We start from the raw sequence: 13,704 nt of genomic DNA on the forward strand, positions 1-13,704 counted from the left end.
CGGGCTTGTCCCGGCCACCCATGAGCACCGGAGCTGACGGTTGGCCGCCGGTCTGTCCGTGCGAGGCTTGACGCGCCGTGTTCATGGGTGGCCGGCACTTCGGCCGGCCATGACGACGTTGGAAGTGGAGGGCCACGGGATCGCCCTCTGCCGCTTCGCGTTCTCCTCCTTTCCAGTGAGGAGTCGCTTATGTTCCGCCTGCCAGACCTGCCCTACGCCTATGACGCCCTCAGTCCGGTGATTTCCGCCCGGACGATGCAGCTGCATCACGATAAGCACCACGCCACGTACGTGAAGACGGTCAACAGCCTGCTGGACGAGGGGGACGAGCATCCCGCCAGTCTCGAGGAGGTGGTGCGGGCCGCCCATGTCGATGCCGACACCGCCAAGCTCTACAACAATGCCGGCCAGGCCTGGAACCACGCCCTGTTCTGGGTGGCGATGAGCCCCGAGCCGACCCGTTGCGACGGCGACCTGGCCAGCGCCATCAACGAGAAGTTCGGCGGCCTGGCCCAGCTGGGCGAGGCCTTCGTCAAGCAGGGAGCCGAGCATTTCGGTTCCGGTTGGGCCTGGCTGCTGGTGCGAGGCGGCGAGCTGGTGGTGACCACGACCCACGACGCCGACGGTCCGCTGACGCTGAGCAACACCACGCCGCTGCTGGTCTGCGACCTCTGGGAACACGCCTACTATCTCGACCACCAGAACGACCGGAAGGCCTTCCTGACCGCCTGGTTCAGGAGCCTGCCGGACTGGGACTTCGCCGCCCGCCAGTGGTCGGCGGCGCATGGCGAGGGCGAGGCCTGGGCCTATCCGGCCCCGGACAAGCAGCAGGGAACCCGGGCCGCCTAGCTGCGTTAAGTGACTGACACGCAAGGAGAAACGGCAATGCTCTACTGGGCTCTTGTCTTCCTGGTCGTCGCGCTCATTGCCGGCGTCCTGGGGTTCACCACCATCGCCGGCGCCTCGATCGCCATCGCCAAGGTGCTGTTCCTGGTCTTCCTGGTCCTGTTCGTGGTCTCGCTGATCATGGGCCTGGGTCGACGCGGCTCGGTCTAGCCGCCTCAAAATCCCCTCAGACTGGCCCCGCCGCGTGCGGGGCCTTTTCTTTGGCTCCGCCCACCTAGGGGTGAGGAGTGGCCCCGCGCCGGGTGAGATGCCAGGTTCGCCAGGCCTCGTAGTGCGAGCCGGTCCAGGCCAGGCCCTTGATGGTAAAGCCGTCCTCGTCGATCTCGATCCGGTTGAAACCGGCCGGGACCTTGCGCTCGCGCATCGACAGGGTCGAGGCCCCCACCGCATAGGTCTTGCCGTCGCCATAGGGATAGGCCAGCGCGAAGGGCGCATGGATATGGCCGGTCAGCACCAGGTCGACCCCGGCCTCGCTGAGCGCCCTGGCCGTCCGGGCCCCGCCCCAGACCCGGCCCGTCATCGGTCCGCCCAGCATCTCGACCAGCGGGTGGTGGCAGGCCAGGATCCTGGCCGCCCCGGCCGGGGCCTTGGCGAGGGCCGCCAGGCTGGAGCGGGTCTGCTCGCGCGAGACCTGGCCCTTGGACCAGTTCAGGCGGGGCTGGAAGCCGCGGGCGCTGTTGAGGGTGCGCACCGCCAGGCCCGGCTGGACCAGCAGGCCGCCGGGCAAGCCTCGGCCGAAATGACGGCGATAGCGGGCCCAGGGGGCGAAGAAGCGTTTGACCGGGTCGAAATAGGGAGTGTCGTGATTGCCCGGCATGACCAGCACCGGGCGATGCAGGCTGTCGACCCAGGCGCGGGCGGCGGCGAATTCGCTCTCGTCGCCCTGGCGGGTGATGTCGCCGGTGATGACCACCAGATCGGGCTTGCAGTCGGCGATCCACTCGCGCGCGCCCGCGACGGCGGCGGTGTTCTCGCCGCCGAAATGGATGTCGGAAAGATGGGCCAGAACCTGGGTCATACGGGCAGGGTCGATTCGGGAACGGTTCGGGGAGTCGGGACGGTAACGCGCAGGTCGCCCGGCGCGCAGACCGGCTCGTCGACGGGGACCAGGGCCCGGAAGGCCAGCGGGATGAACCGCACCTCCGCGACGCTGCCGACATGCACGGTCTCGCCGTCCAGGATGGCCGGAATGGCGCCCTTGGCCCAGACCCGCACCCGCCGGGCCAGATCGGTGCGGACATTGCGGTCGGCCCGCCAGTCGCCCAGGGCGGCGTGCAGGCCCAGCGCGATCAGGTCGGCGGCGTTCTTGGGGTTGAGGGCGGCGATCTCCAGGGCCGGCTCCTGTTCGTCCAGAACCCGCGAGATCAGCGGGCAGATGATGCTGAGCGCCTCGACCTTGCGCGGCATGCCGCCCTCCAGGGCATAGCGCAGCCGGCCCAGAAAGGCCGCGCCGACCGCCACCTTGGCCCGCTTGAGGGCCTGGCGCATCTGGCCGTGCCGGACGGCTTCGCGGGCCCGGCCCAGCAGGGCCGGCGCGCCCAGCATGGCGGCGCAGTAGAAGGGATGGCCGTCGATCTCGCCGCCCGACACCTCGTGGACGGCGCCCTGGCGCAGGGCGTCGATGAGGGCGTCCTGCCAGGTCCGCTGGCCATAGAGGGCCCTGGGCAGCATGTTCATGGTGCCGCCCGGGAGTGCCGCCAGCAGCGGCCCGTCGGGTCCGGCCATCGCCGCGGCCGCCCGGGCGGTGCCGTCGCCGGCCAGGATGACCAGCAGATCGGGCTTACGGCCCAGGGCTTGCGCGATGCAGGTCTCCAGATCGCCCTCGGGCGAATGGATGCGGTGCTCAAGCCCGAACGATTCCAGGATGACCGAGAGTTCCTCCGGCGAGGTCGGCCCGGTGCTGCCCGAGGCGGTGTTGACCACCGCCTCGACGCGCCTGACGAGACAGGACGGCCTTAGAGAAGATGTCTGGACCCCCCCGCTCATGGAGCCCTTAACCGCCCGCGCCGACGGAGGCCTGGCCGGATTGGGCCGAACCGTCGGTGGCGTCACGCAGGGCCTCGCCGGCCTGCTGGGCGGCCTTGGAGACCTGCTGGTCGACCACCGCCCCGCCATTCTGGAACGAGCCTTCCAGGGCGGCCAGGGCCAGGACCGCGCCGCCGACCAGGGCGGCCGAGCCGACGGTCAGGGCCAGCAGGGGTGAACGCCGATGCCGGGCGCGCTCGTCGCGGCGGCCGCGGTCATAGGCGGCGCGAACCTCCGCCGGGGTGGGGGCGGTATGGTGGTGATCCTTGGCGGCGTCCGTCTTGGGCCAGAAGCGCATGACAGTCCCTTTCGTCTCTCTTGGACGATTCAACGGGGCGGCCTCTACGGAGTTCCATTCAACGGAACTTGGCAACGGAACCTGGGCGGTTCATGCTCGTTCACCCCTTGCCGCACGCCTGTGTACGGCGAACACTGGTCTGGCGCTATCGGGGCGCGGCCGGATGAGGGGACGATCATGACGATGGGTGGCGCGTCTAAGGCCTTTGGCCTGCTGGCTTTGGCCTCGCTTGGCCTTACCTCGCTTGGCTTGGGAGCCTGCAACACCGTGCATCTGCCGCTGGGCCCCAAGCCTGCCGGGGTGGCCAATGTCTGCGAGGATTTCACGGTCTCGATCTATTTCGACCAAGGCGCCTATCGCCTGACCCGCGAGGGCAAGGCCGTGCTGGACAGCGCCGCCAGCCGGGCCAGGGGCTGCACCGTGGGAACCGTGCAGGTGATCGGCCTGGCCGACGCCGTCGGCGCTCCGGACGCCAACCAGCAGCTCTCCGAACGCCGCGCCGCCTCGGTGACCCAGGCCCTGAACCGCCAGGGCTTCAAGGACGTCCAGGTCACCGCCGCCGGCGAGTCCGGCGCCCAGACCATGAACGGCGCCGACCGGCCGCTGCGGCGGCGGGCGGATGTCGTGGTGCATTTGAAGAAGTAGCGCTTGAAGCTCCCTTCCTCCTCGATGGAGGAAGGGTTGGGGATGGTGGTGGTGGCAGTGCGTTTCTGGAAGCACGCGGGGAGGCGTGGTCGCCCCCTGAGCCAGTCGCCCAAACACCGAGCGCACACCACCAACCCTGCCCTTCCTCCATCGAGGAGGAAGGGTTCCAGACAACGAAAAAGGCCGGCCCTGACGGGACCGGCCTTTTCCAGAACAACCCCTGGGGAAAGGGTGCGGAGACGGCAGGCTGACTGTGGTCAGCCTCAAGTCGGGGGGGGCGTCGCCGTCTCCGCAATCGATAAACGCGCCTGCGGAGAATTTCGTTCCTGTGACGCGAACTTTTTTTCGAACTTTTTTTAAGCCGCCGCCGCCTTCTGCCGGCGGGGGTGGAAGAACAAGGCCTGGCCGATCGCCGCCTTCACGGTTTCCGGCTGGAAGGGCTTGGTGATCAGGAAGGTCGGCTCGGGCCGCTCGCCGGTCAGCAGGCGCTCGGGGAAGGCGGTGATGAAGATCACCGGGGTGTCGTAGCGGGCCAGGATGTCCTTGACCGCGTCGATGCCCGACGAGCCGTCGGCCAGCTGGATGTCGGCCAGCACCAGGCCCGGGGCCTTGTTGGCGATGGCGTCGAGGGCCTCGGCCCGGGTGGCGGCGATGTCGACCACGTTGTGGCCCAGTTCGCGGACCAGCGCCTCGATGTCGGCGGCGATGACCGGCTCGTCCTCGATGATCAGCACATCGGTGGCCAGTTCGGCGTCGATCTCGGCCTGGGCGAGAGAAATGAGCCGTTCGACCTCGGCGAAGTCACAGCCCAGGATCTGAGCGGCCTCGGTCGGCGTAAAGCCTTCGAGCGCCGTCAGCAGAAAGGCCTGTCGCGAGCGGGGGGCGATCCTCATCAGGCGTTGCGAAGGATCGCTGTTGGTGTCGCCCTCGTCGCGGTTCTCGAGCCGGGCCCCGGTGGAGCCCCAGATGGCGTGGAACACATGATAGAGCGCAACCCGGGGAGAAAGCTGGCTGGGCAGGGTCGCCTCGCCGGCCGCCAGGGCTTCGAGCGCGATGCGCACATATTGGTCGCCGGTATTCTGGGCTCCCGTGAGGGCGCGGGCGTAGCGGCGGATATAGGGCAGATGCGGACCTAACCGCTCGACAAGGCTCATATACCCCTCCCTCTTAATCGGGTCTCGCAAAACACATCGCATCCGGGCAGGCGAGACCGCCCGCTCCGGGCGGCGCCCCCGCAGTCTGGAAACGCCGCTTTCACAATAGGGTTCCCTCCGCACACCCGAGAATGCAAGATAAACCATCTCCCCATGGAACCGGGGAACTTTGCCGGCGTTGAGCATGTCTGGAAAACGACCTGAAGGGGGGCGGCCTTCCGTGCGCGCCGACGACATGATCAATCCCGGACCCAATGACCAACGTCGCCGCGGCAACGATCCGCTGGATGAAGCCCGCCTGCGCCAGCGCGCCATCGGCGTGAAGCTGCGCCAGATGTTCGACGAGGTGGTCAACGAGCCCGTCCCCGACGATTTCCTCTCCATCCTGCGCCGCGCCGATGGCGAGAAGGGTGAGGGCTGACCCATGGCGTCGACCAAGCCAAACGTGTCGGCGGACCAGGCGTCCCCGGCCGAAGAGCTTACGGGCGCCGCCCGGGACAATGTGTTCCAGCGCGAGCTGGTCAAGCTGATCCCGCACCTGCGCGCCTTCGCCCGCACCCTGACCGGCGACGCCACCCAGGCCGACGACCTGGCCCAGGACGCCCTGATCAAGGCCTGGGACGCTCGTCTCAGCTATCAGATCGGCACCAATATGAAGGCCTGGACCTTCATGATCCTGCGCAACCAGTTCTACTCGGACAAGCGCCGGTCCTGGCGCCAGTCACAGCTGGACCAGGAGGCGGCCGAACGCACCCTGGTGGCCGTGGACGATCCCGCCGCCCCCATCGCGCTGGACGAACTGCGCCTGGCGCTGGGCATGCTGCCGCCCGAACAGCGGGAAGCCCTGATCCTGGTCGGGGCCGGCGGCTTCGCCTACGAGGAGGCGGCGGACATCTGCAACTGCGCGGTCGGCACGGTGAAGAGCCGGGTCAGCCGGGCCCGCAAGGCTCTGCAAGGCATCCTGGACGACGGCGCCTACGACCGTGACGGCAGCGCCGCGGGCGAGGCCATGGGCTCGATCCTGGCCGATGCGGAGAGGCTGAGCGCCCCGAGGTGAAGTCGCTCAGACGGCCGCGCTGGGGGCCCGCGACCACCATCCGCGTCCGTCTGGGTCTGGCCCTGGCCCTGGCGCTGCTGCCCGTCCTCGTGCTGGGGGCGGCGCAGTCGGTGCTGTCGTTCAATCACGAGACCCAGGAAGCCAAGAGCGCCCTGCAGGCGGCCGCCCAGCGCAGCGCCGCCACCACCAAGGCCAGGATGGAGTCCGCCGGTGTGCTGCTGGAGACCCTGTCGCCAGGCTCGGTGGGGCTGAACTGCGCCCACCTGCTGCACGATATTTCCCAGCGGCTGCCGGGCTACGCCAACCTGATCCGCTTCGACGCCAACGGCCGGGTGGTCTGCGCGGCCGAGAGCGTGCCGGCCGATCCGCAGCGCCGCAACCGGCCCTGGTTCGCCCGCCTGCCCAGCGAGGCCAGCATGACCCTGGTCAGCCGGCCGGGGATCGCCTACGCCCGCGAGCCGGCCATCCTGGCCGCCGTGCGCTCTACCCGTCCGGACGGCTCGTTCGACGGGGCCCTGGCGGCGGTGATCCCGCTGACCAGCCTGCGGCCCGAACTGGACGATCCCGGCCTGCCGGCCGACGCCGAGGTGGCCATCGCCGACCGCGCCGGCCAGGTGCTGAGCGCCACCCGGCTCAAGGCCTTCCCCAACCTGCCCGCCGCCTGGACCGAGAAGGCGCTGAAGAGCAACGGCGTCATGGCCTACGCCCGCGACCGCGAAGGGCGCATGCGGGTCTTCTCCATCGCCCCGCTGGTGGGCGATGAGCTGTTCGTCGTGTTGTCGGCCCCCAGCCAGGGCCTGATCTCCTGGGCGCAGTTGAACCCGCTGTCGGGGGTGGTGTTCCCGCTGCTGGCCTTCCTGCTGGCCCTGGTGACGGTGATGCTGGTGACCGAGCAGGCGGTGATCCGCTGGATCGCCTATCTGCAGCGGGTGGCGGCCATCTATGCCCGCGGCCGCTTCACCGTCCGCCCGCTGGCCGCCGAGCGCGCCCCGCCGGAAATCCGCGACCTGGCCGAGACCCTCGACGCCATGGCCGCCACCATCGTCGCCCGCGACAGCTCGCTGCATGACAGCCTGGCCCACAAGGACAGCCTGATGCGCGAGATCCATCACCGGGTGAAGAACAACCTGCAGGTCATCTCCTCGCTGCTCAGCATGCAGGAGCGCTCGCTGAGCGACCCGGCCGCCCGCCAGGCGATGAGCGACACCCGCCAGCGGATCACCGCGCTGGCCCTCATCTATCGCGCCCTCTACCAGGGCCCGGACCTCAAGCGCGTCGACCTGGGCCCGTTCCTCGAGGAGCTGACCGCCCAACTGCTGGTCGGCGAGATGGCTCCGCACCCGACCATCGCCACCGAGATGCACGCCGACCCGCTGATCATCGACCCGGACAAGCTGGCGCCCCTGGCCCTGTTCTCGGTCGAGGCCATCACCAACGCCCAGAAGCATGGCCTGTCGGCCCGGGGCGGGCTGCTCAGGGTCGAGTTCTGCGTGATGGGGCCCGAGGCCGAGCTGATCATCAGCGACGATGGCGGGACCAGCCGCGGGGCGCAGGCCACACCGGCCGAGGCGGTCGAGCGCAAGGGGGTGGGCCGCACCCTGATGACCGCCTTTGCCCGCCAGCTACGCGGCCGGGTGGTGGTCGAGGCCAACGACTTCGGCGGCCTGACCGCCCGCCTGACCTTCCCGACCCCGGAAGCCGGAACCGACCTGTGAGGCTGGCGTTGTTATGACGCCGCGGCTCTGCCGCCTCTAGGAGTCATAAACCATGCGCAAGCTGATCCTGCTGGCCATCGTCGCCGCTGGCCTCGCCACCACCGCCTGCAACACCGTCAAGGGTGCGGGCCAAGACGTCCAAGCCGCCGGCGCCGCCGTCAGCGACACCGCCGAAGACGCCAAGCCGAAGTAGGGCTGGCCGTCAGATCCGAACGAAGGGGCCCTGCGCAAGCGGGGCCTTTCTCGTATTCCGCCCCCGGCGGGGGCGGACGACCGCGCCAGAGCGCGGTCCGGTGGGGGTTTCCCAAGCCGTGCGGTGGTCAGACGTGACTGACTGAAGCCTGTAAGCCAGGCGCCAACACAAGGGCGGGTGAGACCCCGCCCTTGTCGCCGCACGGCTTCCGAAACCCTCACCTGGCTGCCCACGGGCGCGCTGCATGCGCGCCTCGGGGCGGCCGTCCGCCCCCGCCGGGGGCGGAGTGCTCAACTCATCTCGTACTTGATCGGCAGCGTCTTGGGCCCGCTGACGAAGTTCGCCTGGCTCATCCTCGGCTCGCCGGCCAGTTCCAGGCTCTTCAGCCGGGGCAGCAGTTCCTCGAACAGGATGCGCATCTCCATCTTGGCCAGGTGCTGGCCCAGGCACACATGCGCCCCATAGCCGAAAGCCAGGTGCTTGCCGCTGGTGCGGTCGGCGCGGAAGGCGTCGGGGTCTTCGAACACCTCTTCGTCGCGGTTGCCCGACGGATAGGCCAGCCACAGCCAGTCGCCCTTGGCGATCTTGCGGCCGCCGATCTCGGTGTCCTCGGTGGCAGAGCGCATGAAGTGCTTGACCGGGGTGGTCCAGCGGATGGCCTCGTCGACCAGCCCGGGGATCAGGCTCGGGTCGGCCTTGACCTTGGCGAACTGGTCGGGGTTCTGGGCCAGGCCCCAGATGGCGCCCGCCGTCGAGGATGAGGTGGTGTCGTGGCCGGCGGTGGCGACGATGACATAGTAGCTCATCGCCTCGAAGTCGTTGATCGGCTCGCCGTCCAGCTTGCCGTTGGCGATGACGCTGGCCAGGTCGCCCTGCGGCTCAGCCTTGCGCGCGTCGGTGATGCCTTTGAAATACATGAAGAAGTCGGCGATCACCCCCTGCATCTGGGCCATGGCGTCCTTGTTGTCCATCATCTCCTGGCGGCCGCGGTTCAGCTCCGGATCCTGGGCCCCGAACAGCTCCTGGGTCAGGCGCAGCATGCGCGGCTCGTCCTCGGGCGGCACCCCCAGGATCTCCATGATCACCCGCAGCGGATAGTAGAGGGCGATCTCGTTGACGAAGTCGCACTGGCCGCCCAGTTCCGCCATGCGGTCGACGTGCTGGCGGGCGATCTCGCGGATGCGGTCCTCCAGCTTGCGGATGTTCTGGGGCAGGAACCAGGCCTGGGTCATCACGCGATATTTCGGGTGATCGGGGGCGTCCATCTGCACCAGGGTGCGCACCAGGTGCGGGCTGCCGCCGGTCATCTGGCGGACCAGCCGGTCGCCTTCCAGGGTGGTGAAGGTGGTGGCCTGGTCGCCGGAGTGGAACAGGTCGTTCTGCCGGCTGATCTCCAGGATGTCGGCGTGCCGGGTGACGATCCAGAACGGCTTGACCCCTTCCAGCTCGGCCCTGCCCAGCGGATTGTTGGCCCGCAGCCATTTGAAGGCGTCATAGACGCTGTTGTCGGCATAGGCCTTGGGATCGACGGCTTTGATGGCGATCTCGTCGGGGATGCGTTCGGGCGCGAGCGTGGCGGTGGTCATGGCTGGGTCTCCCTGACCCGAACCATGCCGCCATGACGTGGGGGAAGAAAAGACCTTAGGCCGGCTTCCGCGCCCGCTCATAAAGCTCCAGGTCGCGGGCGTAGAGCCGGTCGACCAGCCGCCGCTCGGCCGCGCTGATGTCGAGCTGCTCGACCTGGCCGGTGGTGTTGCTGCGGCCGAAGACCAGCGGCTTGCCGACCCGTTCGGAAACCCGTCTGGCGAAAGCCTCGCTCTCTTCCAGCACGCCCCAGTCCCACAGGCTGGCGGCCAGGTGCGCCTCCAGATCGGCGCCGGGGGTCCAGCCGACATAGGCGCTGGCGAGGTCGGCGAAGGCCTGGGGGTGTTGCAGCTGGTAGCTGAGGAAGCCCTCGAAATCGAAGCGGCCGGCGATCTTGGCGGCGATGTGGGAGTCGAACCGCTGCCAGGGCCTGCGCCTGAGATAGCCGGCCCGGGCGTAGTTGTAGTCGCTGCGGGCCCGCTCGCCCGGTTCGCGCAGCAGAGTGACGAACCGCACGGGTCTGGAAAGGCCGTCGCGCATGGTGGCGTAGTCGGCATGGCCGCCGATCAGCAGATCGCCGGGCCGGGCGGCGGCCTCGATCTTCGCCAGGGCGGCCGGCAGGCTGGCGGTCCCATAGCGCTTCATCAGGTTCTGAGTCTGCGAGCGGCGCAGGCGAAAGGCCTGCCAGCGGCTGATCAGCGCCTCGCGCCGCATCGTATCGGGGACATAGTGCTGAGGGCGATCCGCGAAGGCCTCGGCGGCCAGGCGGCTCAGCGACTTGCTGCCGCTCTTGGGCACCCGGACGACGAGGACAAGGGGCTCTTCAGCCCCCATTTCAGGCGGCGACCTTGAAGGCCGGGTTGCGGGCGTAGAGGCCGGGCCGGCCGGGGATGGCCTTGAAGGCCTGGGTGCTGTCGATGGCCGCTTCGTTCACGCCCAGCCACAGGAAGCCGTCCTCGGGCAGCAGGGCCGCCAGGCCCTCCAGCACGGTCTTGCGGGCCGCCTGGTCCAGGCCGCTGATCACGTTGCGGCAGAAGATGATGTCGAACCGGCCCGAACCGCCCAGGTCCGTGAGCAGGTTGACCCGCCGCCAGCGGATCTTCTGGCGGATGCGTGGCGAGATGCGCCAGTTCTGGTCGTCGACCTGCTCGAAATGGCGCAGCAGCTGGCGGATCGGCAGGCCGCGCTGCACCTCGAACTGAGTGTAGAGGCCGCTCTGGGCCTTCTCAAGGCAGCGTTCGGAGAGGTCCGAGCCATAGACCTCGACCGTGCTGCCGGGGGTCAGGCCCTGGATGTCGTCGGCGGCCATGGCCAGGCTGTAGGCCTCCTGGCCGGTCGCGCAGCCGGCGCTCCAGACCCGCAGGGGGCCGGGGCCGCGCAGGCGGGAAAGGGCCGGCAGCACCTCGTCGCGGAACTGCCTGAAGGGGATGCGGTCGCGGTAGAAGGCGGTGTCGTTGAAGGTCAGGGCCTCGACCACCGCCCAGATCAGCCGCTCCTCGCGCATGGCGCGCAGGGCCAGGACCATGTCGGCGATGGCCCCGAAGTTCTCGCGGCGGGCCAGCGGCGCCAGGCGGCTGTCGATCAGATAGGTCTTGGCCGGGTCGATCTTCAGGCCCGCCCGCACCTTGGCCAGGGCGGCCAGCAGCTCATAGTCCTGCGGGGTCATGCCGGCCCCGGTCATGCCAGGCCCGCTCATATCAGCCCGACCTCGGCGAACTTGTCGGCGATGATGTCGCCGTCGAAGGGCTTCATGATGTATTCGCTCGCCCCGGCCTCCAGGGCCTCGCGGATGCGCTCGACATTGTTCTCGACGCTGCAGAACACCACCTTGGGGCCCTCGCCGCCCGGCTCGCGGCGCAGCTGGCGCAGGAACTCTATTCCCGTCATCACCGGCATGTTCCAGTCGAGCAGTATGGCGTCGGGCATGGCCGCGCGGCACCAGGCCAGCGCCTCCATCCCGTCGGAAGCCTCGGCGATGTCGAAGCCGATCTCCTCCAGGATGCGGCGGGCCACCTTGCGGATCACCCGGCTGTCATCGACCACCAGACAGGACTTCAAGGCGCGGGGGTTCCTTGCCGATCATTACCAAGGGGTTCATTTGGCCGTGCGTTGGTTAAGGACCGATGATGAGTCGGATGGTTTTCTACTCCGCCCCCGGCGGGGGCGGACGACCTCGCCAGAGCGAGGTCCGGTGAGGGTTTCCAAGGCCGTGCGGCGACAGACCGTGGCTGGCCTCAGCCTATACGCCAGGCGCCCGAGCGAAGCGGCAGCAATTCACATCTTGCCGCCGCATGGCTTTTGAAACCCTCACCTGGCCGGCCACGGGCGCGCTCGCTGCGCGCCTCGGGCGGGCCGTCCGCCCCCGCCGGGGGCGGAGCGCTTTCACCCCACCGGCGCCCAGGCCGCCAGGGTGACGGTCTCCTCGCCCGATTCCGCCGCCACCTGGCCGCCGGCCGCCTTGGCGATCAGGTGCAGGTAGTAGGCCTGCACCCAGTGGCCGCCCATGGCCTCGCCCCTGGGGCCGCCGGCGATGCCGGAGAGGACTTCCGGCCGCAGCCGGGCCCGGGGACCCTTGGAGTCGATGGAGATGGCGTAGCGGCCCTCGGCCTCGACCACCCGGATGCGGGTCGTCCCGCCGGTGGGCAGGGCCTCGCCGCCGATCTGGGCCAGGTTGAGGAGGATGCGGGCGGCCGGCTTGTTCAGGCCCGCCGGCTCGACCTGCCAGTCCAGTTCGGCCCGCATATGGGCGAAGAGGCCGCGGGTCAGTTTTTCCAGATCGCGGACATCGAAGGTGTCGGCCGCCGCCGAGGCCCCGAAGGCGATGCGGTTGAATTGCAAGAGGTCGGTCAGCTTGGCCGCGCTCTGGGCGATCAGGCGCATGGCGTCTTCGCGCATGTCCTGGGTGGTCGGATCGTCGATCAGGTCCAGGCCCGAGACGATGGCGCTGGCCGGGCTCATGAAGTCATGACAGAGCCGCGCCGACAGCATGGCGCCCAGCTCGACGGCGGTGGGCGGAGCGGGCGGAGCCGGTTGCTGGGGTTCCGATGGATCGAAGGCGGCGGCGGCTTGGGTCATGGCTGCGGAATCTGCCCTGATTTGAAGCGTTGGCAAACGCAAAGCGGGCTCGTAACAAGCTTCTGTATGGACCCCTTCATCGAGCCCGGCGCGCTGGTGCGCCATCCGGATCGCGAGGACTGGGGTCTGGGTCAGGTCCAGTCGGTCATCGGCCGGCGGGTGACCGTGGATTTCGAACATGCCGGCAAGCAGGCGCTCGACACGACGATCGTGCGGCTGGTCTTCGTCGGCGACGAATCGGAGAGCTGAGGCATGGATTTCAAGACCGTCGGCGCAGTCCTGGCCGATATCGTCGAGGAGGCCGGCCGGGTCGTCCTGCCCTTCTGGCGCTCCGACCTGGCGGTGACCCACAAGGCCGACGCCAGCCCGGTGACCGAGGCCGACCGGGCCGGCGAGGTGCTGATCTTCCAGCGGCTGGGCGAGCTGTTCCCCGGCATCCCGATCATCGCCGAGGAGGACGCCAGCGAGTTCGGCACCCCCGAATCCATCGGCCCGGCCTTCTTCCTGGTCGACCCGGTCGACGGCACCAAGGCCTTCGTGCGCGGCGATCCCAGCTTCACGGTCAATATCGGCCTCATCCAGGACCGCCGCCCGGTCGCCGGCGCCGTCTGCGCCCCGGCCAGCGGCGAGACCTGGTACACCGGCCCGGAGGGCTGCATGAAGCGGCGGATGGGCGAGGTCGAGGCGCATCGGGTGCAGGTGCGGGCCTGGCCGCCGGGAGCGGCGGTGGCCCTGATCAGCCACACCATGAAGGAAGAGACCCTCGCCAAGCTGAAGACCGAGTACGGCTTCGACCTGACCAGCGCCATGGACAGTTCGGTCAAGCTCTGCCGCATCGCCGAGGGCGCCGCCGACATCTATCCGCGCCATGGGCCCACCAGCGAATGGGACGTGGCGGCGGCCCAGGCGGTGCTGGAAGCGGCCGGCGGGTCGATGAAGACGCCGGAGGGGGAGCCGTTCCTGTACGGCAAGGCCGATCAGGCGTTCAAGAACGGCTGGTTCGTGGCGCGAGGGGGCTGAGCTTCTTGAACCCTTCCTCCTCGATGGAGGAA

General features: G+C 69.1%; 18 protein-coding genes. 9 read left to right on the forward strand and 9 right to left on the reverse strand.

What is annotated here, in order from left to right; all coding sequences use genetic code 11:
* Positions 1-189 precede the first annotated feature (189 nt).
* Positions 190-849: a superoxide dismutase gene (locus QO010_RS13340; protein WP_307349876.1), complete on the forward strand. Its 660-nt coding sequence runs from the start codon at positions 190-192 to the stop codon at positions 847-849.
* Positions 850-885: 36 nt separating this feature from the next.
* Positions 886-1,056 carry a DUF1328 domain-containing protein gene (locus QO010_RS13345; RefSeq protein ID WP_307349877.1) on the forward strand — a complete coding sequence of 57 codons (171 nt, stop codon included), beginning with the start codon at positions 886-888 and terminating at the stop codon, positions 1,054-1,056.
* 64 nt (positions 1,057-1,120) lie between these two features.
* Here QO010_RS13345 and QO010_RS13350 read toward each other — a convergent pair whose 3' ends face one another.
* The 3 genes from QO010_RS13350 to QO010_RS13360 are packed head-to-tail and all read right to left on the reverse strand — an operon-like array spanning position 1,121 to position 3,229.
* Positions 1,121-1,924 (reverse strand): metallophosphoesterase family protein, encoded by an 804-nt coding sequence (locus QO010_RS13350; protein WP_307349879.1) that lies wholly within the window; start codon positions 1,922-1,924, stop codon positions 1,121-1,123.
* A complete protein-coding gene (locus QO010_RS13355; protein WP_307349881.1) occupies positions 1,921-2,892 on the reverse strand; it encodes a diacylglycerol/lipid kinase family protein in 972 nt (323 codons plus the stop codon). The genes QO010_RS13350 and QO010_RS13355 overlap by 4 nt, the downstream gene beginning before the upstream one ends.
* A 7-nt stretch (positions 2,893-2,899) precedes the next feature.
* A complete protein-coding gene (locus QO010_RS13360) occupies positions 2,900-3,229 on the reverse strand; it encodes a hypothetical protein (protein WP_307349883.1) in 330 nt (109 codons plus the stop codon).
* Between the two features lie 177 nt (positions 3,230-3,406).
* Between QO010_RS13360 and QO010_RS13365 the strand changes: the two genes are divergently transcribed.
* Positions 3,407-3,874, forward strand: coding sequence for an OmpA family protein (locus QO010_RS13365; RefSeq protein ID WP_307349885.1), 468 nt, complete (start codon positions 3,407-3,409; stop codon positions 3,872-3,874).
* A 356-nt stretch (positions 3,875-4,230) separates the two neighbouring features.
* Here the strand turns inward: QO010_RS13365 and phyR are convergent, their stop codons facing one another.
* On the reverse strand, positions 4,231-5,028 hold the full coding sequence (phyR, locus tag QO010_RS13370) for an anti-anti sigma factor/receiver protein PhyR (protein ID WP_307349886.1): 798 nt from the start codon (positions 5,026-5,028) through the stop codon (positions 4,231-4,233).
* A gap of 235 nt (positions 5,029-5,263) precedes the next feature.
* On the opposite strand from phyR, the gene nepR reads away from it, so the two are divergent.
* The 4 genes from nepR to QO010_RS13390 are packed head-to-tail and all read left to right on the forward strand — an operon-like array spanning position 5,264 to position 7,993.
* Entirely contained in the window at positions 5,264-5,449 is a 186-nt protein-coding gene (nepR, locus tag QO010_RS13375) for an anti-sigma T factor NepR (protein ID WP_307350388.1), read from the forward strand.
* Positions 5,450-5,452: 3 nt separating this feature from the next.
* On the forward strand, positions 5,453-6,085 hold the full coding sequence (locus QO010_RS13380; protein WP_307349888.1) for a sigma-70 family RNA polymerase sigma factor: 633 nt from the start codon (positions 5,453-5,455) through the stop codon (positions 6,083-6,085).
* Positions 6,082-7,800: a sensor histidine kinase PhyK gene (gene phyK / locus QO010_RS13385; RefSeq protein WP_307349889.1), complete on the forward strand. Its 1,719-nt coding sequence runs from the start codon at positions 6,082-6,084 to the stop codon at positions 7,798-7,800. Before QO010_RS13380 ends, phyK begins: the two co-directional genes overlap by 4 nt.
* Positions 7,801-7,852: 52 nt before the next feature.
* Complete coding sequence (locus QO010_RS13390) at positions 7,853-7,993, forward strand: entericidin A/B family lipoprotein (protein WP_307349890.1); 141 nt, start codon at positions 7,853-7,855, stop codon at positions 7,991-7,993.
* 290 nt (positions 7,994-8,283) lie between these two features.
* On the opposite strand, the gene QO010_RS13395 is transcribed toward QO010_RS13390, so the two are convergent.
* The 5 genes from QO010_RS13395 to chpT form a co-directional block, all read right to left on the reverse strand.
* Positions 8,284-9,579 carry a cytochrome P450 gene (locus QO010_RS13395; RefSeq protein WP_307349892.1) on the reverse strand — a complete coding sequence of 432 codons (1,296 nt, stop codon included), beginning with the start codon at positions 9,577-9,579 and terminating at the stop codon, positions 8,284-8,286.
* A 55-nt stretch (positions 9,580-9,634) separates the two neighbouring features.
* Positions 9,635-10,411 (reverse strand): hypothetical protein, encoded by a 777-nt coding sequence (locus QO010_RS13400; protein WP_307349894.1) that lies wholly within the window; start codon positions 10,409-10,411, stop codon positions 9,635-9,637.
* A 1-nt stretch (position 10,412) separates the two neighbouring features.
* Entirely contained in the window at positions 10,413-11,273 is an 861-nt protein-coding gene (locus tag QO010_RS13405) for a CheR family methyltransferase (protein ID WP_307349896.1), read from the reverse strand.
* Positions 11,270-11,635 carry a response regulator gene (locus QO010_RS13410; RefSeq protein ID WP_307349897.1) on the reverse strand — a complete coding sequence of 122 codons (366 nt, stop codon included), beginning with the start codon at positions 11,633-11,635 and terminating at the stop codon, positions 11,270-11,272. Before QO010_RS13410 ends, QO010_RS13405 begins: the two co-directional genes overlap by 4 nt.
* A 324-nt stretch (positions 11,636-11,959) precedes the next feature.
* Positions 11,960-12,652, reverse strand: a complete 693-nt coding sequence (gene chpT / locus QO010_RS13415; RefSeq protein WP_307349899.1) for a histidine phosphotransferase ChpT — start codon at positions 12,650-12,652, stop codon at positions 11,960-11,962.
* 66 nt (positions 12,653-12,718) lie between these two features.
* Between chpT and QO010_RS13420 the strand changes: the two genes are divergently transcribed.
* A complete protein-coding gene (locus tag QO010_RS13420; protein ID WP_307349901.1) occupies positions 12,719-12,901 on the forward strand; it encodes a DUF3553 domain-containing protein in 183 nt (60 codons plus the stop codon).
* Between the two features lie 3 nt (positions 12,902-12,904).
* A complete protein-coding gene (gene cysQ / locus QO010_RS13425; RefSeq protein ID WP_307349903.1) occupies positions 12,905-13,672 on the forward strand; it encodes a 3'(2'),5'-bisphosphate nucleotidase CysQ in 768 nt (255 codons plus the stop codon).
* Positions 13,673-13,704: the final 32 nt, after the last annotated feature.

The organism is Caulobacter ginsengisoli, assembly GCF_030814835.1.
Classification (GTDB): Bacteria; Pseudomonadota; Alphaproteobacteria; order Caulobacterales; family Caulobacteraceae; genus Caulobacter; species Caulobacter ginsengisoli.